18 protein-coding genes are annotated in these 18,404 nt (G+C 60.1%); 4 read left to right on the top strand and 14 right to left on the bottom strand.

Annotated features, from left to right (window positions below; translation table 11 throughout):
- Positions 1 to 12 precede the first annotated feature (12 nt).
- Complete coding sequence (betI, locus tag QMK54_RS28930) at positions 13 to 606, bottom strand: transcriptional regulator BetI (RefSeq protein ID WP_223589762.1); 594 nt, start codon at positions 604 to 606, stop codon at positions 13 to 15.
- 381 nt (positions 607 to 987) lie between these two features.
- On the opposite strand from betI, the gene QMK54_RS28925 reads away from it, so the two are divergent.
- Positions 988 to 2,928: a BCCT family transporter gene (locus QMK54_RS28925; protein ID WP_413787380.1), complete on the top strand. Its 1,941-nt coding sequence runs from the start codon at positions 988 to 990 to the stop codon at positions 2,926 to 2,928.
- A 254-nt stretch (positions 2,929 to 3,182) separates the two neighbouring features.
- Here QMK54_RS28925 and choV read toward each other — a convergent pair whose 3' ends face one another.
- From choV to QMK54_RS28905, 3 genes are all read right to left on the bottom strand, one after another.
- Positions 3,183 to 4,361, bottom strand: coding sequence for a choline ABC transporter ATP-binding protein (gene choV / locus QMK54_RS28915; RefSeq protein ID WP_223589767.1), 1,179 nt, complete (start codon positions 4,359 to 4,361; stop codon positions 3,183 to 3,185).
- Positions 4,358 to 5,203 carry a choline ABC transporter permease subunit gene (choW, locus tag QMK54_RS28910; protein WP_110662211.1) on the bottom strand — a complete coding sequence of 282 codons (846 nt, stop codon included), beginning with the start codon at positions 5,201 to 5,203 and terminating at the stop codon, positions 4,358 to 4,360. Before choW ends, choV begins: the two co-directional genes overlap by 4 nt.
- Positions 5,204 to 5,269: 66 nt before the next feature.
- Positions 5,270 to 6,214, bottom strand: coding sequence for a choline ABC transporter substrate-binding protein (locus QMK54_RS28905; protein ID WP_110662210.1), 945 nt, complete (start codon positions 6,212 to 6,214; stop codon positions 5,270 to 5,272).
- Between the two features lie 435 nt (positions 6,215 to 6,649).
- On the opposite strand from QMK54_RS28905, the gene QMK54_RS28900 reads away from it, so the two are divergent.
- On the top strand, positions 6,650 to 8,026 hold the full coding sequence (locus tag QMK54_RS28900) for an L-serine ammonia-lyase (RefSeq protein WP_320401709.1): 1,377 nt from the start codon (positions 6,650 to 6,652) through the stop codon (positions 8,024 to 8,026).
- 532 nt (positions 8,027 to 8,558) lie between these two features.
- The gene (locus tag QMK54_RS28895; RefSeq protein WP_007975492.1) at positions 8,559 to 9,662 is read left to right on the top strand and encodes a GlxA family transcriptional regulator; all 1,104 of its coding nucleotides are present in this window, start codon (positions 8,559 to 8,561) and stop codon (positions 9,660 to 9,662) included.
- Positions 9,663 to 9,758: 96 nt separating this feature from the next.
- On the opposite strand, the gene QMK54_RS28890 is transcribed toward QMK54_RS28895, so the two are convergent.
- The 6 genes from QMK54_RS28890 to QMK54_RS28865 all read right to left on the bottom strand — a co-directional run bounded on the left by QMK54_RS28890 (position 9,759) and on the right by QMK54_RS28865 (position 15,297).
- Positions 9,759 to 10,025, bottom strand: coding sequence for a hypothetical protein (locus QMK54_RS28890; RefSeq protein ID WP_007995656.1), 267 nt, complete (start codon positions 10,023 to 10,025; stop codon positions 9,759 to 9,761).
- 386 nt (positions 10,026 to 10,411) lie between these two features.
- Positions 10,412 to 11,575 carry a gamma-butyrobetaine dioxygenase gene (locus QMK54_RS28885; protein WP_223589769.1) on the bottom strand — a complete coding sequence of 388 codons (1,164 nt, stop codon included), beginning with the start codon at positions 11,573 to 11,575 and terminating at the stop codon, positions 10,412 to 10,414.
- 13 nt (positions 11,576 to 11,588) lie between these two features.
- Entirely contained in the window at positions 11,589 to 12,065 is a 477-nt protein-coding gene (locus QMK54_RS28880; RefSeq protein ID WP_223589772.1) for a thioesterase family protein, read from the bottom strand.
- Positions 12,066 to 12,230: 165 nt separating this feature from the next.
- A complete protein-coding gene (locus QMK54_RS28875; protein ID WP_095964145.1) occupies positions 12,231 to 13,196 on the bottom strand; it encodes an L-carnitine dehydrogenase in 966 nt (321 codons plus the stop codon).
- 173 nt (positions 13,197 to 13,369) lie between these two features.
- A complete protein-coding gene (locus QMK54_RS28870) occupies positions 13,370 to 14,257 on the bottom strand; it encodes a 3-keto-5-aminohexanoate cleavage protein (protein WP_320401708.1) in 888 nt (295 codons plus the stop codon).
- 95 nt (positions 14,258 to 14,352) lie between these two features.
- Positions 14,353 to 15,297 (bottom strand): choline ABC transporter substrate-binding protein, encoded by a 945-nt coding sequence (locus QMK54_RS28865; RefSeq protein ID WP_110659637.1) that lies wholly within the window; start codon positions 15,295 to 15,297, stop codon positions 14,353 to 14,355.
- Between the two features lie 225 nt (positions 15,298 to 15,522).
- Between QMK54_RS28865 and QMK54_RS28860 the strand changes: the two genes are divergently transcribed.
- Positions 15,523 to 16,467 carry a GlxA family transcriptional regulator gene (locus QMK54_RS28860; RefSeq protein WP_110659636.1) on the top strand — a complete coding sequence of 315 codons (945 nt, stop codon included), beginning with the start codon at positions 15,523 to 15,525 and terminating at the stop codon, positions 16,465 to 16,467.
- Between the two features lie 125 nt (positions 16,468 to 16,592).
- On the opposite strand, the gene QMK54_RS28855 is transcribed toward QMK54_RS28860, so the two are convergent.
- The 4 genes from QMK54_RS28855 to QMK54_RS28840 form a co-directional block, all read right to left on the bottom strand.
- Entirely contained in the window at positions 16,593 to 17,009 is a 417-nt protein-coding gene (locus QMK54_RS28855) for a DUF3010 family protein (protein ID WP_110659635.1), read from the bottom strand.
- 31 nt (positions 17,010 to 17,040) lie between these two features.
- Complete coding sequence (locus QMK54_RS28850) at positions 17,041 to 17,364, bottom strand: helix-turn-helix domain-containing protein (RefSeq protein ID WP_110659634.1); 324 nt, start codon at positions 17,362 to 17,364, stop codon at positions 17,041 to 17,043.
- Positions 17,348 to 17,602 (bottom strand): type II toxin-antitoxin system RelE family toxin, encoded by a 255-nt coding sequence (locus QMK54_RS28845; protein ID WP_110659633.1) that lies wholly within the window; start codon positions 17,600 to 17,602, stop codon positions 17,348 to 17,350. Before QMK54_RS28845 ends, QMK54_RS28850 begins: the two co-directional genes overlap by 17 nt.
- A 212-nt stretch (positions 17,603 to 17,814) precedes the next feature.
- Positions 17,815 to 18,216 carry a lysozyme inhibitor LprI family protein gene (locus tag QMK54_RS28840; protein WP_110659632.1) on the bottom strand — a complete coding sequence of 134 codons (402 nt, stop codon included), beginning with the start codon at positions 18,214 to 18,216 and terminating at the stop codon, positions 17,815 to 17,817.
- Positions 18,217 to 18,404 lie beyond the last annotated feature (188 nt).

Below are 18,404 nucleotides of genomic sequence, written 5' to 3'. Positions count from 1 at the left end.
TTTGTGTGTGCTCTAACTCACCCGCTTGGCCAGTTGGGTATCCATGTATTCGTAAGCGATCTGTTGCGCCTGCTCGGTGTCGAAAGCATCTCCCGACAGCGCGCCGCGCAACCACAATCCGTCGATCAACGCTGCCAGGCCCCGGGCGGCACTGCGCGCATCATTGAGCGGCAGCACGCGGCGGAACTGGCAGCACAGGTTGGAATACAGGCGGTGATCGTTGATCCGCTGCAACCTGTGCAAAGACGGCTGGTGCATGCTGGTGGCCCAGAAGGCCAGCCAGGTTTTCATTGCCGGGCCATTGACTTGGCTGGCGTCGAAGTTGCCTTCGATGATCACCTGCAGATGCGCCCGCGGGCTGTCATCTGTCAGCGCCAATCGGCGCGCGGTGACGTTCTCGCTCAGGACCGTCATCAGGTACCCCATGGTGGCGGCAATCAGGCCGTTCTTGTCCTGAAAGTAATGACTGATGATGCCATTCGAGACACCGGCCAAACGGGCGATCAGCGCAATGCTGGCGTCCCCCATTCCGACCTGGTCGACGGCCAGCAAAGTGGCTTCGATCAATTGCTGGCGGCGGATGGGTTGCATACCGACCTTGGGCATCTTGCACATCTCCTTAGGCCTTCCGGCAGACGCAGAACGTCCATCGGCTTGAGGGCCAGTCTATTTTGTTTTGATTGAACGTTCAATCAACAAAGAATAAGATCTGCGACAAATCGTCGCTGCCTACAGGTTTTTCCTACTTGTAGTTGGCGGAAAAACGACATCAAAAACTGCTCGAAACCTACGCGCTGTGGCGCTCCAGGGGTTTCGGGCTTTTTTCGGGGTGTCTTTATATCACCCGCCGGTCGGCTGCCCACTAACCGATTGGTCGGGTAACTCGTTTGTCTTGCGTTCTTCTCTCGCACTGCCCGGAGCATCTGTGCCATGAGTTCTGCCTCGCTAATAAAGACCCCACCCGAGAAGGTGACGGTCAACGGTTGGGTGTTCTACACCTCTACCGCGTTGATTCTGTTGTTGACCGCCATTCTGATCATCGCCCCGCAAGAGGCCGGCAGAATGCTGGGTACGGCGCAAGCCTGGTTGTCCCGCAGCTTCGGCTGGTACTACATGGTGGTGATTGCCGCCTACCTGATTTTTGTCGTCGGCCTGGCGTTTTCGTCCTACGGCAAACTCAAGCTGGGCAGCAAGGACGACACCCCGGACTTCAGCTACGGCGCCTGGGCGGGGATGCTGTTCTCGTCGGGTATCGGCATTTCGCTGCTGTACTTCGGCGCATCGGAGCCGCTGGACCACTACTTCAACCCGCCGGAAGGCGTGGCCGGCAGCAACCTTGCCGCCCGTCAGGCGGTGCAACTGACGTTCCTGCACTGGGGCCTGCACGGCTGGGCGATCTACGCATTGGTCGGTCTGGCCGTTGCCTACTTTGCTTATCGTCATAACCAGCCGCTGGCGTTGCGTTCGGCGCTGTATCCGCTGGTGGGCGAGCGTTGGGTCAAGGGCGCGGCCGGGCATGCGGTGGACGGCTTCGGCATGTTCGTGACCCTGCTGGGTCTGGTGACGAACCTGGGGATTGGTTCGCTGCAAGTGTCGTCGGGGCTGGAAAACCTGTTCGGCATGGAGCACAGCAACACCAACCTGCTGATCGTGATCATCGTGATGAGCACCGTGGCGACCATCGCCGCCGTGTCGGGCGTGGAAAACGGCATCCGCCGCCTGTCCAACCTGAACATCGTGCTGTTCAGCGGCTTGCTGATTTTCGTGCTGTTGTTCGGCCCGACCCTGCACCTGCTCAACGGTTTCGTGCAGAACGTCGGTGACTACCTGAATGGCGTGGTGCTGAAGACCTTCGACCTCTATGTGTACGAAGGCGACAGTGAGAAGTCCGACCGCTGGCTGGGCCTGTGGACTCTGTTCTACTGGGCCTGGTGGATTTCCTGGGCGCCATTCGTGGGCATGTTCATCGCGCGTATTTCCCGTGGTCGTACCGTGCGCGAACTGGTCGCGGGCGTGCTCCTGATTCCGCTGGGTTTCACCCTGGCGTGGCTGTCGATCTTCGGTAACTCGGCCCTGGACCTGGTGATGAACCATGGGGCGGTGGAACTCGGGAAGACGGCGCTGGAACAGCCGTCCATGGCGATCTACCAGTTGCTTGAGCATTACCCTGCGTCGAAGGTTGTGATCGGCGTATCGATTTTCGTCGGTTTCGTGCTGTTCCTGACCCCGGCGGATTCCGGCGCGGTGATGATGGCCAACCTGTCGTGCAAGGGCGGCAACGTTGACGAAGACGCCCCGCACTGGTTGCGGATCTTCTGGTCGGCGGTGATCACCCTGGTGACCATCGGTCTGCTGTTCGCCGGCAACTTCGAAGCCATGCAAACCATGGTGGTGTTGGCTGGCCTGCCGTTCTCGGTGGTGCTGGTGTTCTTCATGTTCGGCTTGCACAAGGCCATGCGCCAGGACGTGCAGATCGAACAGGAGCAAGCGGAGCTGGCGGCACGCGGTCGTCGTGGTTTCAGCGAGCGCCTGACCCAACTGGACCTGCAGCCGAGCCAATCGGTGGTACAGCGCTTCATGGACAAGCAAGTGAGCCCGGCGCTGCAAGATGCGACGGCGCAAATGCGTGCTCAAGGCCTGCAAGTGCAGACACTGCTGGGCAAATCCAAGCGCTGCATGGGTGTACGGGTGGAAATGGAAGAGGGCAACCCTTTCGTCTACGAAGTGAGCCTGGACGGTTATCTGGCCACGCCGACCGAGTCTGCCCAGTCCGATGAGGCGCGTCAGCGTTTCTACCGTGCCGAGGTTTACCTGCACAACGGCAGCCAGGACTACGACTTGATGGGTTTCACCCAGGATCAGATCACCCGTGACGTGCTCGATCAGTTTGAAAGCCATCGGCAGCTCCTTGGCCGGGTTTATAGCTAAGAAGTGAGGTACTGCGGTGCAGTCAATGCTCCGCAGTTCTAATTGTGGTGAGGGGGCTTGCCCCCGTTGGGTTGCGCAGCGACCCCAAATCCAGACACCGCAGTAGTTCAGATAAACCGCATTATCCGGATTTACGACGGCTACGCCGCCGAACGGGGGCAAGCCCCCTCGCCACAGGGTTCTCTGCTTACAGCTGAATATCTGCACTAACAAAAACGCCGCGATCCTCTCGCGGCGTTTTTGTGTCTGTTGCCTTACCCCAGGTTCTTGCCGAGCAGTGCGTGATACAACTCGCTGTCGCCGAGAATCCCCACCACATGGTTGTTATCGTGCAGCACCAGTTTGTTGCCGGTCTGATAACGAATCTGCAGCGCATCGCGCATGCCGATGTTCGAGTCCACCAGAGTTGGTCGACGGCCCAGGCCTTCAACGGCCTGACCCGGTACCCAGTTCTGCAAGTCCAGCGCAGACCCGTTCTGGCGAGCGCCCTTGATGGTGTTGCCTTCAGCCAGGTCCAGCCACGAATCGCCGCCCGGATCCAGGCACACCGAACCGTTGATGCGTTTGCAGTTGTCCAGGGTGCGCATCAGGCTGCGGCCGCACAGTACGTTCAGCGGGTTGGTGTGGGCCACGAAGGTCCGCACGTAGTCGTCCGCCGGGTTGAGGACGATTTCTTCCGGTTTGCTGTACTGGATGATCCGGCCGTCTTTCATGATCGCGATGCGGCTACCCAGTTTCAGGGCCTCGTCGAGGTCGTGGCTGACGAACACGATGGTCTTGCTCAGCTTGCGTTGCAGTTCCAGCAGTTCGTCCTGAAGACCCTGGCGGATCAGCGGGTCGAGTGCCGAGAACGGTTCGTCCATCAGCAGGATGTCGGCGTCCATCGCGAGGGCACGGGCCAGGCCCACGCGTTGTTGCATGCCACCGGACAGCTCGTTGGGTTTCTTGTTGCGCCACTGGGTCAGGCCCACCAGCTCAAGCTTGTCGTCTACCAATTTGCGGCGTTCTTTCTCGGGGCGGCCCTGCATTTCCAGGCCGAAGCTGATGTTCTCGCGAACGGTCAGCCAAGGCATCAGGGCGAACTTCTGGAACACCATCGCGATGCGCTTGGTGCGCATCATTTTCAGTTCTGCCGGGGTGCAGGAGGCGATATCGATCTGCTTGCCTTCGTGCTCGACGAACAACTTGCCGCGGCTGACGGTGTTCAGGCCGTTGATGCAGCGCAACAGGCTGGACTTGCCGGAGCCGGACAGGCCCATCAGTACGCAGATCTCACCTTTTTCGACGTCCAGGCTGGCTTTTTCAACGCCGACAATCTGCCCGGTCTTTTTCAGGATTTCGTTGCGGGTCATGCCCTGATCCAGCAGCTTGAGCGCCTCGCGTGGATCCTTGGAGAAGATAACGTCAACGTTATCGAAGCGAATTATGCTCATGCATCACCCCCTACTTTGGCGTCGGGTTGTTTGCAGATACGGTCGAGCATGATCGCCAGCAGTACGATCGCCAGGCCAGCTTCGAAGCCCAGCGCGATATCAGCAGTGTTCAGTGCGTTGACCACCGGTTTACCCAGGCCATCGGCGCCCACCAGTGCCGCGATCACCACCATCGAAAGAGACAGCATGATGCACTGGGTAATACCGGCCGCGATGCTTGGCATGGCGTGGGGCAGTTCGATTCGCGAGAGCAGTTGACGTCGCGAGCAGCCAAAGGCTTTGCCGGCGTCCATCAGTTCTTCCGGAACATCGCGGATACCCAGGTAGGTCAGGCGGATGGGCGCGGCAATCGCGAACACCACCGTGGAGATCAGGCCCGGGACCACGCCCAGCCCGAAGAGGGTCAGGGTAGGAATGAGGTAAACGAAGGTCGGTACGGTCTGCATCAGATCGAGTACCGGACGCATTAAAGTATAGAACATCGGCTTGTGCGCGGCGACGATGCCCAGCGGCACGCCGATGACCACGCAGACCAGGGTGGCGAACAGCACCTGGGCGAGGGTTTCCATGGTTTCCTGCCAGTACCCCAGATTGAGGATCAGCAGGAAGGAGGCAACGACAAAGGCGGTCAGGCCCCATTTGCGTTGAATGAAGTGTGCCAGTAGTGCGATCAGGCCGATCAGTGCCAGCGGGTTGAACCAGGTCAGCGCAAACGTCACGCCGTGGATCATCGTTTCCAGTGTCACGGCGATGGCGTCGAAGGTGCTGGCGCCGTGTTGCGTCAACCATTCAACGAAGCTCGCGATGTACTGGCCTAGGGGTATTTTCTGATCAATCAGCATGGTAGTGAACGTCCGCATGCAAGGAAATAAACAGCCCGGGCAGGCGAACCTGCCCGGCATAAGCGATTACTGCAGTTTGGCTTTCACGGCCTCCAGGCCAGGTTTACCGTCAATGGTGGTCACGCCAGCGAGCCAGGTATCGAGCACCTGTGGATTCTTTTTCAGCCAGGCCTTGGCGGCCGCGTCAGGCTTCATCTTGTCGTCCAGGATGTTGCCCATCAGTTCACTTTCCATGTCGACGGTGAACTCCAGGTTCTTCAGCAACTGACCAACGTTGCCGCACTCCTGCGCGTAACCCTTGCGGGTGTTGGTCGCCACGGTGGCGGCACCGAAGTCCGGGCCGAAGAAATCATCACCACCGGTCAGGTATTGAATCTTGAAGCGCTTGTTCATCGGGTGCGGCGCCCAGCCGAGGAACACCACGGCGGTGTCGCGTTTCTGCGCGCGGTCTACTTGCGACAGCATGCCGGCTTCGGAGGATTCGACGACTTTGAAACCGGCGGCCTTCAAGCCGAAGGCATCTTTGTCGATCATGCTCTGGATCAGGCGGTTGCCGTCGTTGCCAGGCTCGATGCCGTAGATCTTGCCGTCGAGTTCTTTCTTGAATTTGGCGATGTCGGCGAAGTCATGCAGCCCCTTGTCGTACAGCGCCTGGGGAACGGCGAGGGTGTACTTGGCGCCCTTGAGGTTGGTGCGCACGACATCCACGGTGCCCGCGTCGCGATAGGCCTTGATGTCGTTTTCCATGGTTGGCATCCAGTTCCCCAGGAACACGTCCATGTTCTTGCCGTCGGCCAGGGACTTGTAGGTCACGGGCACGGAAATCATGGTGGTCTTGGTCTTGTAGCCGAGGGCATCGAGCACGACGCTGGTGGTCGCGGTTGTCGCGGTGATGTCGGTCCAGCCGACATCGGAGAAATTTACGGTACTGCACTGCGCCGGTTCTGCGGCTTGCGCCAGAACCGGCAGACTAAGCATGGCGGCCAACAACAACGACGGGGAACCTTTCATGGATGGACTCCTTGGTGTTTTTTTTGGCAGTGTTCCGACTGGACCACCGCACTTATAGGTTGCGGTTGGATGGCGTTTTGGAGACAGCTCTACCACGGCGCCTTGCAATCGAGTCGATATGATCATGTACCAGTGAAAATCTGACGCCTACAGGGTGCGTCGTATCCAGTACAGGGATGGTCGCTTCCAGTGTCGGTGACGTCGTTTACAGATTTTTTCAGCCCTTTTTCCCCCTCCGAACCGCAAAAAAACGGCGAAAACACTGCGTAAAAGACACGCGGCGTTAGTGGGCATGAGTGCGTCGGTTAGAGACGTCGAACAACACGATAAAAGCTTGATGATGCGGTCATCTCGGCGGATTGCAGCTTGAGCGTAGCAGCTCCGTCACCGTGCGCTTTCGCGTGCGCAGTGGGCCCATCCAGGAGTTCGGCAGTAATGGCTATCAGTGTTTTCGACCTGTTCAAAATCGGCATCGGCCCGTCCAGTTCGCACACCGTGGGGCCCATGCGGGCGGCGGCGTTGTTTGTGCAGGGCCTGCGCGAGCGCGGGCTGCTGGAGCGGGTGCGGCGTGTCGAAGTACAGCTGTTCGGTTCGTTGTCGGCCACCGGCATCGGCCACGGCAGCGACAATGCCGTGATCATGGGCCTGATGGGCGAGTGGCCGGATGCAATCGATCCGTCGCAAATCGGCATCCGCATCGCCACACTGCGTGAGACCGATACGCTGCTGCTCGACGGTCGCTTGCCTGTGCCCTTCACCTGGGCCCGGGACATGCGCCTGATCGATGAGAACTTGCCATTCCACCCCAACGCCATGACCTTGATAGTCGAGGGCGATGACGGCGAGTTGCATCGCGACACCTACTATTCGGTCGGCGGCGGTTTTGTCGTCGATGAGGCTCAGGCCGCAAGCGGTGTCGTCGACCTCGACCGCACCGTGCTGCCCTATGACTTTTCCAGCGCTGCCGAGCTGCTGGAGCTGTGTAAAAAACACAATCTGCGCGTAGCTGAATTAATGATGGCTAACGAGAGGGTGTGGCGCAGCGAGGATGAAATCCGCAGCGGCTTGATGACGCTCTGGCGCGCCATGCAGGATTGCGTCGAACAAGGCCTGAAACACGAAGGCATCCTGCCCGGCGGGCTGAATGTGCGCCGTCGTGCGGCCAAGCTGCACCGTAGCTTGCAGGAGCTGAACAAACCCAACGTGATCGGCTCGACCTTGAGCGCCATGGAGTGGGTCAACCTGTTCGCCCTGGCGGTCAACGAAGAGAACGCCGCTGGCGGGCGCATGGTCACGGCACCGACCAACGGCGCGGCGGGGATCATTCCGGCGGTGTTGCACTACTTTATGAAATTCAGCGAGGCGGTGACCGACACCAATGTCGTCGACTACTTCCTCAGCGCGGCGGCTGTGGGAATCCTGTGCAAGAAGAACGCCTCGATCTCCGGTGCCGAAGTTGGCTGCCAGGGCGAAGTCGGTTCGGCCTGCGCCATGGCGGCAGCCGGGTTGGCGGAAATTCTCGGCGCCACGCCGGAGCAACTGTGCAACGCGGCGGAAATCGGTCTGGAACACAACCTCGGCCTGACTTGCGACCCGGTGGGTGGGCTGGTCCAGGTGCCGTGCATCGAGCGCAACGCGATTGCCGCGGTGAAAGCGATCAACGCGGCGCAAATGGCATTGCGCGGTGATGGCCAGCACTTTATTTCGCTGGATCGAGTGATCCGCACCATGCGCGATACCGGTGCCGACATGCATGACAAATATAAGGAGACATCGCGGGGTGGGTTGGCGGTTAGCGCGGTGGAGTGCTGAGACCGAACCCTGTGGCGAGGGGGCTTGCCCCCGTTCGGCTGCGAAGCAGTCGTAAAAATCTTAGGGCCGCTTCGCGACCCAACGGGGGCAAGCCCCCTCGCCACAGACCAGTCAAAACTGCGCGCTAAGTGAACACCTGCTCGAAAACGCGCCACCTTTTGGCGCGTCGCTCTCAGATAAATCGTCTTGCCAGCCGTCGGCGTCTTTCAAGCCCTCGACCGCCCGTCACCCGTGCCTGCGGTGACACTCTTTTACAGCGGCTCGCAGCCCTGTTCCCACAAGTGCTACCGAATTGCTCACAGCGTGTGGGCCGGGGTGCTTGCCAGTCCTGATGGCCATTTAAATCCCCACGCCTTGCAAGACATATATAGACACATTCCGACGTCGTTTTTAGGAGTTATTGAACGCGCATTCAAATTTAGGCATGGCAATTGCTCTGTCATTACAAAGCCCGTCTCCCACGCGAGAACGATGGCAATAAAAAGAGCCTCCGCCTGAGGCCATCACCCGCTTTGTGTGAGGAGATACCGCGATGACGACGTTCAACTCCGGGGCCCAACCCCAGAACCGTGCGCCTCAATCCATCGGCTTTCTGCTGCTGGACAATTTCACGCTGATTTCTCTGGCTTCCGCAGTGGAACCCCTGCGCATGGCCAACCAGTTGTCCGGTCGCGAGCTGTATCGCTGGACCACCCTCACCGTCGATGGCGGCCAGGTCTGGGCCAGTGACGGCCTGCAAATCACCCCTGACGCCTCCATGCACAAAGCCCCGCCAATGGACACTGTCATCGTCTGCGGCGGTATTGGCATCCAGCGTACTGTTACCCGCGAACACGTGTCGTGGCTGCAAAGCCAGGCCCGCCAGTCGCGCCGTCTCGGCGCGGTCTGCACCGGCAGCTGGGCCCTGGCCTGCGCCGGCCTGCTCGACGGTTTCGATTGCAGCGTGCACTGGGAATGCCTGGCGGCGATGCAGGAAGCTTTCCCCCGGGTAGCGATGAGCACCCGTCTGTTCACCCTCGACCGTAACCGGTTCACCAGCTCCGGCGGCACCGCGCCGCTGGACATGATGCTGCACTTGATCAGCCGAGATCACGGTCGTGAGCTGTCGGCGGCGATTTCGGAAATGTTCGTCTACGAGCGCATCCGCAACGAGCAGGATCACCAGCGTGTGCCGCTCAAGCACATGCTCGGCACCAACCAGCCGAAACTGCAGGAAATCGTTGCGCTGATGGAAGCCAACCTCGAAGAGCCAATCGACCTCGACGAACTGGCGGTGTATGTCGCGGTGTCCCGTCGTCAGCTCGAACGCCTGTTCCAGAAATACCTGCACTGCTCGCCGTCGCGTTACTACCTCAAGCTGCGCCTGATCCGCGCGCGCCAGCTGCTCAAGCAAACGCCGATGTCGATCATCGAAGTGGCGTCGGTGTGCGGTTTCGTGTCCACGCCGCACTTCTCCAAGTGCTACCGCGAATACTTCGGCATTCCGCCGCGTGACGAGCGCGTAGGCTCCAACACCACCCAGCAAGTGGCGATGATGCCGCTGCCGCAAGCACTGGTGCTGTCGCCGTTGTCCGGGCCGTTGTCGGCGTTGAGCCAGGCGCGTAATGAGTCGACGTTTGCCAGTGTAAGGCTCTAGTCCGAGGCGTTTTCATTCGCGAGCAAGCCCGCTCCCACATTTGATCTGTGTCGTTCACAGAACCAATGTGGGAGCGGGCTTGCTCGCGAAGGCTTTTTATCGGCCTGTGTGGCTCTGCTGATACTCAGCCAACGCCGGCAACAACTGCTTGTCGATCGCCTGGCGCACCGCCGGCAGGATGGTCGCGCTGCTGGTGTACATCTGCTTGACCATGGTGCGCAGGGTCATTGCCCGCACATCGTTCAATCCCCGTACCGCACACTCGCAGGCCTGCTCGGCGGTGGCGCCGGTGGGCACTTCGAATCCCAACGACTTGAGCTGGCCCAACAGGTCTTCCTGGTCTATCAAATCGGCGTGCATCATGACGCAATCCTTCTTCAGGGAACGGGGTCGTGGTTCGATTCTGGTGGGGGTGCCGGGTGTCGGCAAGGGCGATTTGTCGCAATGGCAGCATTGGCTATGAACAGGTCGTTTTCGGGCAACTTGCCGGCCTGAGGAGGGGGCACACTGGACTCAGCTCGCTTCACGAAGGTTTGGTCACCCTCGCACGGCAGCTCCTCAACAGTACCCTCTGCCTCGATCCTGTCACGGCTTGATCGGGGCTTTTTTTGTCTGTGATTCAGTGGGTTTTGTGTTGATTGATATACCGCCTTCGCGAGCAAGCCCGCTCCCACATTCGACCGAGTTCCTTCAGGGGGAATGCGGTTGAATGGGGGAGCGGGCTTGCTCGCGAAGAACGATTACGCGGTCTAGCGTTGCAACACCAGAATCCGCGACAGCAACTCATCCCGGTCGACATAGCAGCCCTGGAAATGCCGGGCGCCGGTGGTGGGGTCGAAGGCGTTGCGGGCGTGCAGGGTGCGGCGGTTGTCGAAGCACCACAGCTCACCGGGATTGAGTCGCTGCATCAGGCGGAAGCGGGGTTCGCGGGTCATCGCGATGAAGCGCCGGTAGGCCTGGTACAGCCTGGGCATCTGCTCTACCGAAGCATCGAACGGCCCGCGCAGAAAGTTCGCCATGCGGATTTCCGACACACTCCCCAACGCATCCAGGGCAATGATCGGCGCGAGACAGCGGTAGTCACTGTGACGGTCCTTGTTGCGAAACTCCACGGGGATTTCGCAGAGGCTCTTGAAGGATTCTGGGTCTTCCCGGCGCAAGGCGTCGGCAATGGCGAAACCATCGACAAAAATGCTCTCGCCACCCTCGGCGTCATTGACCAGGCAATGCAGGAACTGCAGCCCCGGTTGCAACTCCCGAGTCGGCAAATCGCTGTGCAGCGGCAGGTTGAACGCGGTGTAGGCGTTGCTGTCGGCGTCGGCCTTGGATTGCACGTTGAACAGCACGCCGAAGTTGCTCTCGCGGATGAAGGAAATACGCTGCGCGATCAGCTTCAACGAGCCGGGCTCGGTGGGCACGCCGCGGACTTGGGTCAGCCCGACATCGCGTACCGCCAGCAGCCATTGCAACAGAGCGTCGTTATCGGTCATCAGCGCCTGATACTCGAACACCGGCAACTGCAAGTCGCTGTGCCAAAGCCTGGCTTTTGGCTTGCGTGCCTGGCGCTCGGCGCGGGATTCGTCGTCATAGGCATGGGCGCGCAGCCAGCCGGGATCGAAGCGGCTGGCGTGGCCGTCCTGCCAGTCCACCGACAGGCAGCCTTGCGTGTCGATGTGTACGGCGTCAGGCATCAGATCCTGAGCCACATCGACGATTTCCAGCACTTGTTCGCGGGTCACGGTGTAGACGCATTGCGGGCACGGGCAATTGTCCCGCAGCCATTGATGGTGGAAAGGGCTGACGCGATCGTCGGCCCACTTCACCAGAACACGGTCCGCCAGAGTCTGCACGCCAGTCAGCGCGCTGATTAACGGATAGGTACGAAAGTCGGCAAATGCAGCAGCGGTGTTCATGGCGATCTCCTTGTTATTTTTTGGAGGGTAATGCGATCACTCGGCCTATGTACTCGGGTGTTGGTAGGTCTACCTGTTCGGCGACGATGGCTTGCAGCCGGGTCAAGGACTGTTCGCTGAACGGTGCCGAGCGCGGCCCGGCGAGGTCCACGTGCAGCAGCATCTGCTCATTGCCGGCGAGTTCCTTGTCATCACCGACCAGATGCAGGCTGTGATAGAGGTGCACGCGCTTGCCGTCGTGGGCAATGATTTGGGTGTGTACCTCGACCTGGGCGTCGAGCTTCACTTCGTGCAGGTAGTTCAGGTGCAGTTCGAGGGTGAACAGCGAGTTGCCACTGGCTTCGCGGCTGTTGCTGTCCAGGCCCAGGCGATCCATCAGGGCGTCGGTGGCGTAGCTGAAGATCAGCAGGTAGAAGGCGTCGCGCAGGTGGCCGTTGTAGTCGACCCAGTCGGGGATGATGGTGGTTTGGTAGGTGGTGAGGGTGGGCATGATGTTAGTTCCGACATTGATGGTGACTGGGCTGCCGTCTTCGCGGGCAAGCCCGCTCCCACAGTGATTTGCAGTGTGAATACAATCTAGGTCACTCAGCAGATCCCCTGTGGGAGCGGGCTTGCTCGCGAAGAGGCCGGTACTGCTGGCCTCATAACATAAGGCTTACTCGCTGAAGGCCATCCCATGCTTCTCTTTGGTGGTCTTCACCGCCTCCAGTACCGCCAGCAGGCAGTCATCACGATAGCGCTCCAGCGCCGAAATGCTGTGTTTGCCCAGTTGATCGCTGGTGCCGTCGACCACGTCGTCGATCAGCTTGTCGGTCAGTTCCGGCGCCGGCAGGTAGGTCCATGGCAATTGCAACGCCGGGCCGAACTGTGCCATGAAGTGGCGCATGCCGGCATCGCCACCGGCCAGGGTGTAGGTCAGGAAGGTGCCCATGAACGACCAGCGCAAGCCCGCGCCAAAGCGGATTGCATCGTCGATTTCGCCGGTGGTCGCCACACCGTCGTTGACCAGGTGCAGGGCCTCACGCCACAGCGCCTCGAGCAGACGGTCGGCGATGAAGCCCGGTACTTCCTTGCGCACGTGCAGCGGGCGCATGCCCAGGGATTCATAGACCTTCATTGCCGCTTGCACGGCTTCAGGGGCGGTGTTTTTGCCGCCGACCACTTCCACCAGGGGTAGCAGGTAAACCGGGTTGAACGGGTGGCCGACTACGCAGCGCTCCGGGTGTGTGGCGCTTTCGTAGAACTCGCTCGGCAACAGGCCGGAGGTGCTGGAACCGATCAAGGCGTTGGGCTTGGCCGCTGCGCTGATTTTGCTGTGCAGGTCCAGCTTCAGCTCAAGGCGTTCCGGGGCGCTTTCCTGGATGAAGTCGGCGTCGCGCACGCACTCCTCGATGGTCGCGACAAAGCGCAGGCGATCCTGTGATGCGCCCGGCGCCAGGCCTTGTTTCTCCAGCGCGCCCCAGGCATTGGCGACGCGTTTGCGCAAGGCGGCTTCAGCGCCGGGAGCTGGGTCCCAGGCCACTACATCCAGACCATGGGCGAGGGCGCGGGATACCCAACCGCTGCCGATGACACCGCTGCCCAGCGCTGCGAAGGTTTTGATTTCGGTGATAAAGCTCATGGTGACTTCCTGAAGAGTTCGGTGATCGTTGTAGGAGCCGGCTCTGTGGCGAGGGGGCTTGCCCCCGTTCGGCTGCGAAGCAGTCGTAAAGCTTTTAGGGCCGCTTCGCGACCCAACGGGGGCAAGCCCCCTCGCCACAAAAGCCGGCTCCTACAAGGTTGTGTTTGGGAGGATTAACCGCGCTTGGTCAGGCCCATTTTTGCCCGGCCTTCAGCCGGCGTTAGAACGCGGGCACCGAGGCGGCTGAGGATTTCGCCGGCGCGCTCGACCAGTTGGCCGTTGGTCGCCAGCACGCCCTTGTCCAGCCACAGGTTGTCTTCCAGCCCGACCCGCACGTTGCCGCCGAGCAGCACCGCTTGCGCCGCCATCGGCATCTGCATGCGACCGATACCGAAGCCGGCCCAGACCGCGTCGGCGGGCAGGTTGTCGACCATGGCTTTCATGGTGGTGGTGTCCGCCGGAGCGCCCCACGGGATGCCCAGGCACAGTTGGAACAGTGGGTTGTCGAGCAGGCCTTCCTTGATCATCTGCTTGGCGAACCACAGGTGGCCGGTGTCGAAAATTTCCAGCTCGGCTTTAACGCCCAGCTCTTGAATGCGTTTGGCGCCAGCGCGCAGCTGCGCCGGGGTGGACACGTAAATGGTGTCGCCGTCGCCGAAGTTCAGGGTGCCGCAGTCGAGGGTGCAGATTTCCGGCAGCAGTTCTTCGACGTGGGCCAGGCGGGTCAACGGGCCGACCAGGTCGGTATTCGGGCCGAACTCCATCGGGTTCTCGCCGGAGCCGATCTCCAGGTCGCCGCCCATGCCGGCGGTGAGGTTGACGATGATGTCCACGTCCGCCTCGCGGACGCGCTCCATCACTTCGCGGTACAGCGCCACGTCACGGCTGAACTTGCCGGTTTGCGGGTCACGCACATGGCAGTGAACCACGGTGGCGCCGGCCTTGGCGGCTTCCACGGCGGCGGCCGCGATCTGTTTCGGGGTGACCGGCACGTGTGGGCTTCTGGCGGTCGTGTCGCCAGCACCGGTGAGTGCGCAGGTGATGATGACGTCGTGGTTCATGGGGCGGTTCCTTACAGGCGAGTTTTTGGTTTTGGCCAGGCGTGGTGGTCCCGTTCGCAGCCCGTTGGGGCTGCGAGGCGGTGGTTCGTTCGGGTTTATTTACTGGTCAGCTGCAGGTTTTCAGCGGCCGGTTTGCCATCGAAGGTGGTGACGCCTTCAAGCCAGCGTTTTTTGTCCTGCGGGTGATCCTTGAGCCATTGCTTGGCCGACTCGAAGGCGTCCTTGTGATCCAGCAGTGGCTGCATCATCCGACTCTCGTCTTCGGCGGTGAATGTCAGGTTGCTCAGCAAGCGACCGATATTCGGGCATTGTTCGGCGTAGGTCGGTGCGGTGACGGTCCACACGGTGGCCTTGCCTTCGTCTGGCCCCAGGGCGTTTTCACTGCCGGTGAGGTAGGTCATTTTCACGTTGACGTTCATCGGGTGCGGCGCCCAGCCGAAGAACACCACGGCTTCGTTGCGACGTACGGCGCGATCAACCGCGGCGAGCATGCCGGCTTCGCTGGACTCGACCAGCTGGAACTTGCCGAGGCCGAACTGATTCTTGGAAATCATCGCCTTGATCTGGGTGTTGGCGCCCGAGCCAGGCTCGATGCCGTAGATCTTGCCGCCCAGTTCTTTTTCGAATTTGGCGATGTCGGCGAAGGTTTTCAGGCCCTTGTCGGCGAGGTAGGTCGGCACGGCGAGGGTCGCGCGGGCGTCCTGCAGGCTTGGCGCTTCAAGCACCTTGACCTGTTTGGCATCGACGAACGGGGTGATGGTCTGGGTCATCAGCGGGTTCCAGTAGCCGAGGAACATGTCCAGACGCTGGTCGCGGATCCCGGCGAAGATGATTTGCTGGGAGGCGCTGGTTTGTTTGGTGCTATAGCCGAGGCCATCGAGCAATACCTGGGTCATGGCGCTGGTGGCGATCACGTCGGTCCAGTTCACTACACCCATGCGCACGTTCTGGCATGCGGCGGGTTCGGCGGCCATGACACTGGCGCTCAGTAACGCGGTACCACTGAGTGCAAGAACACAGCTGCTGATCAGTCGTTTCATTCTCAGGTTCCTCGGCAGTTCGTTTATTGTGAGTTCCGGTGTCTGATGCGCCGGTGATGCCAAGTTACGCAGCAAAGCACCGATGAAAGCGCACTGCGGCGACCAGCTCTTGCACTGCAGCGACCTGTGCTCTTGAATGCCGCGTGCAAGTGGCGTATCAACGTCCACACGCTGTCCGCCCTCTCGTTACCTGGCCTCTTGTTACCTGCTAAGCGAGTGCGCTCCATGTCCCAGGATTTCTACTTCTTGTTGATGCCGGGTTTCTCGGCCATCGGATTTATCTCGGCCATCGAGCCGTTGCGGGTCGCCAATCGCTTTCGCGGCGAGCTCTATCGCTGGCATGTGCTGAGCGCCGATGGCGGGGCGGTGCTGGCCAGCAACGGCATGTCGGTGAACGCCGATGCGGCTCTGGAGCCGCTAAAGAAAGGCGCGACACTGCTGGTGGTCGCCGGGTTCGAGCCGCTGAAGTTCGCCACTCCGGCGCTGGAACACTGGTTGCGTCGGCTGGACAACGAAGGCGTGATCCTCGGCGCCATCGACACCGGCAGCTTCATTCTCGCCGAGGCGGGTTTGCTCGACGGCCATCGCCTGACCCTGCACTGGGAAGCTATCGACGCCTTCAAGGAGTCCTATCCACAGCTCAGCGTCACCCAGGAGCTGTTCGAGATCGACCGACGGCGCATCACCTCCGCTGGCGGCACCGCCTCCATCGATTTAATGCTGGATCTGATCGCCCAGGCCCACGGCCCGGAACTGGCGATCCAGGTCAGCGAACAGTTCGTACTCGGCCGCATCCGCCCGCGCAAAGACCACCAGCGCATGGAAGTCGCCACCCGTTATGGCATCAGCAACAAGAAGCTGGTGCACGTGATCGGCGAGATGGAACAGCACAGCGAACCACCGCTGAGCACGCTGGAATTGGCGGAATCGATCAAGGTGACGCGGCGACAGCTAGAGCGCCTGTTTCGCCTGCACCTGAACGACACACCGAGCAATTTCTACCTGCGCCTAAGGCTGGAAAAGGCCCGGCAGTTGCTGCGCCAGACCGACATGAGCGTATTGGAGGTGAGCATTGCCTGCGGGTTTGAATCGCCCTCGTATTTCACCCGCAGTTACCGGGCGAAGTATGAGCGCTGTCCGCGAGAAGACCGACGTACCGCGCAGGCATAAACACCCGAGAAACCTGTGGGAGCGGGCTTGCTCGCGAATGCGATGTATCAGTCGACAGATAATTAGACTGACCCAGCGCCTTCGCGAGCAAGCCCGCTCCCACATGTGTACGGCGGCGCCTGGAGTTACTTCTTCACCAACGCCGAACACGCCGCCCTGAACGCTTCATGCTGATACTTGTTCAGCGTTCCCGGCAGTTCGAAATTATGCTTCTTGGCCTGGGCATTGATTGTCTGCGGCGACAGCAAGGTCACCTCGCAATTCTCCAGCAACTGGAAAACCCCTTCGATCTTGAACGTCGTCGGCCCGCCCGCGAATTCGCCTTTCTTGCTGCGCTTCTTGATCGCGATGCGGTCGATGGAGTTCTCACGGACAAACGAAGCGACCTGAGCGGCGAACACTTTGACGTTGGCAGCTTCGTCGTCATCGTCCAGGGCGATTTTCTTGGTGGCGAGCGTGAGATGGCTCAACGCCTGACCGTCCAGCGTGGCCACGGCGATGATCGCTTCGCTGCCCTTGATTTCGATGCCGCAGACTTTCATGTTGGATCCTTTACTGGCTGAAGCGTGCAGCTTACAGCTCAAGTTGACTCGCGGTGATGCCAAACGCCGCGGCGATCTTCTCGCGGGTGGCTTTGCGTGGCTTGGCGACTGTTTCCTGTTGGGCGAAGGCCGGTTGGGTAATGCCCATGCGTTTGGCCACTTCATCCTGGGTAAGGTTCAAATGTTCGCGCCAGGCGCGGATGGGTGTGGCGCCATCGACGATACGACTGACCACTTCGTGAGGAATCAGATCGGGATCAATCTTCTGCGCCACATATTGCGCATAGGGAATGACCACGAAGGCTGGATTGCCTTCGGCGTCGTTGATGATTTGAATGTCAGTAGGTGCGTTCATCGCGTTTTTTGACCTCTTGAATACTGACCACTTTGATCGCGCCATCCCAATCAAACATGACTCGATAGTTACCGACACGCAGCCGATAAGCGTAGTCATGACCGACCAGTGCTTTGACATTGCCTACTTCGGGCATGCCTGCCAGCGCCGTGATGGCATCACGAAGCTGGCCCTGATGAGCGGAATGCAATTTCAGGAGTTGCTTAACGGCCTTTCGAGTCCAGTGGATGCTGTTCATGGAAGAATATAAGTCTTTTATAAGACTTGCGAATCTTTACTTATATTTTCCAGGTGGCCAATCAACAATAGTTGTCAGCATGTTGCTTGAAAAGCCCACAGATTAGGGCTTCCAAGCAATACGTGTAGGCGAGGTCATAGCGGGTTGTAGGAACAAGGGAAAGTGCTGTTGAAAGCTGGATGCAGTTCCGGCATTCACCGGAATATTCAGGACTATTCCTGCCCAATCGACTCCAAAAACTCCGACCGTTCATCGCTCATCCGCGCCACACAATCATTCTGCGCGATGGTGAACGCCTTGCTGCCACTGGTGGCCGGGAAGGCTTCGACGGCGCAGTCTGCGTCGCGGGTCTTCAGCCACTGCTGTTGGGCGGCCTTGAGCTTGGCGGTGATGTCAGCCAGTTGCGACGGGTTTTTGCCGTATTGCGACTGCATGCGCTCGGTCAGGCCCTGGAGGTTTTCCTTGAGCAGGTCTTCGGCGGTGGTTTTGCTGAAGGCCGAGCATTCGAGAGTCTGGATGTCGTTTTCGACTTTGTCGCAGGGGTTGTCGTCGGCCTCCTCCGCTGCGTGTACGCCGGTCGCAATCAGTGCCATTGCCAGAATGATCGATTTCATTATCGTCGCCGCTCTTGTCCAGTGAAGCATCCAGTGATTCGCCGAATTCTGGCCCAAGCCGAGGGCCTTGAACAGGTCGGTGATTGTGCCTGGCGACGACCCTTTGTCGCGGATTGACGCTTTCGGCAAACCCCCTGTCGTTTTTGCACCCGGCTGCCCCCTCCCTCAGGCATATGCTGGCCCCAAAG

It is taken from the genome of Pseudomonas sp. P5_109, from assembly GCF_034009455.1.
In the GTDB taxonomy this organism is placed as follows: Bacteria; Pseudomonadota; Gammaproteobacteria; order Pseudomonadales; family Pseudomonadaceae; genus Aquipseudomonas.
Note: the sequence above shows the minus strand (reverse complement) of the source record. Positions and strands in the feature narration are given on the sequence as shown.

What these genes read in the sequence shown, in the direction of transcription:
- QMK54_RS28900 (WP_320401709.1), top strand. Translation starts at nt 6,650, where the DNA reads ATGGCTATCAGTGTTTTCGACCTGTTCAAAATCGGCATCGGCCCGTCC.
- QMK54_RS28850 (WP_110659634.1), bottom strand. Translation starts at nt 17,364, where the DNA reads ATGAACGCACCTACTGACATTCAAATCATCAACGACGCCGAAGGCAAT.
- QMK54_RS28865 (WP_110659637.1), bottom strand. Translation starts at nt 15,297, where the DNA reads ATGAAACGACTGATCAGCAGCTGTGTTCTTGCACTCAGTGGTACCGCG.
- QMK54_RS28895 (WP_007975492.1), top strand. Translation starts at nt 8,559, where the DNA reads ATGACGACGTTCAACTCCGGGGCCCAACCCCAGAACCGTGCGCCTCAA.
- choW (WP_110662211.1), bottom strand. Translation starts at nt 5,203, where the DNA reads ATGCTGATTGATCAGAAAATACCCCTAGGCCAGTACATCGCGAGCTTC.
- QMK54_RS28880 (WP_223589772.1), bottom strand. Translation starts at nt 12,065, where the DNA reads ATGCCCACCCTCACCACCTACCAAACCACCATCATCCCCGACTGGGTC.
- QMK54_RS28840 (WP_110659632.1), bottom strand. Translation starts at nt 18,216, where the DNA reads ATGAAATCGATCATTCTGGCAATGGCACTGATTGCGACCGGCGTACAC.
- choV (WP_223589767.1), bottom strand. Translation starts at nt 4,361, where the DNA reads ATGAGCATAATTCGCTTCGATAACGTTGACGTTATCTTCTCCAAGGAT.
- QMK54_RS28870 (WP_320401708.1), bottom strand. Translation starts at nt 14,257, where the DNA reads ATGAACCACGACGTCATCATCACCTGCGCACTCACCGGTGCTGGCGAC.
- QMK54_RS28905 (WP_110662210.1), bottom strand. Translation starts at nt 6,214, where the DNA reads ATGAAAGGTTCCCCGTCGTTGTTGTTGGCCGCCATGCTTAGTCTGCCG.
- QMK54_RS28885 (WP_223589769.1), bottom strand. Translation starts at nt 11,575, where the DNA reads ATGAACACCGCTGCTGCATTTGCCGACTTTCGTACCTATCCGTTAATC.
- betI (WP_223589762.1), bottom strand. Translation starts at nt 606, where the DNA reads ATGCCCAAGGTCGGTATGCAACCCATCCGCCGCCAGCAATTGATCGAA.
- QMK54_RS28875 (WP_095964145.1), bottom strand. Translation starts at nt 13,196, where the DNA reads ATGAGCTTTATCACCGAAATCAAAACCTTCGCAGCGCTGGGCAGCGGT.
- QMK54_RS28890 (WP_007995656.1), bottom strand. Translation starts at nt 10,025, where the DNA reads ATGATGCACGCCGATTTGATAGACCAGGAAGACCTGTTGGGCCAGCTC.
- QMK54_RS28845 (WP_110659633.1), bottom strand. Translation starts at nt 17,602, where the DNA reads ATGAACAGCATCCACTGGACTCGAAAGGCCGTTAAGCAACTCCTGAAA.
- QMK54_RS28855 (WP_110659635.1), bottom strand. Translation starts at nt 17,009, where the DNA reads ATGAAAGTCTGCGGCATCGAAATCAAGGGCAGCGAAGCGATCATCGCC.
- QMK54_RS28860 (WP_110659636.1), top strand. Translation starts at nt 15,523, where the DNA reads ATGTCCCAGGATTTCTACTTCTTGTTGATGCCGGGTTTCTCGGCCATC.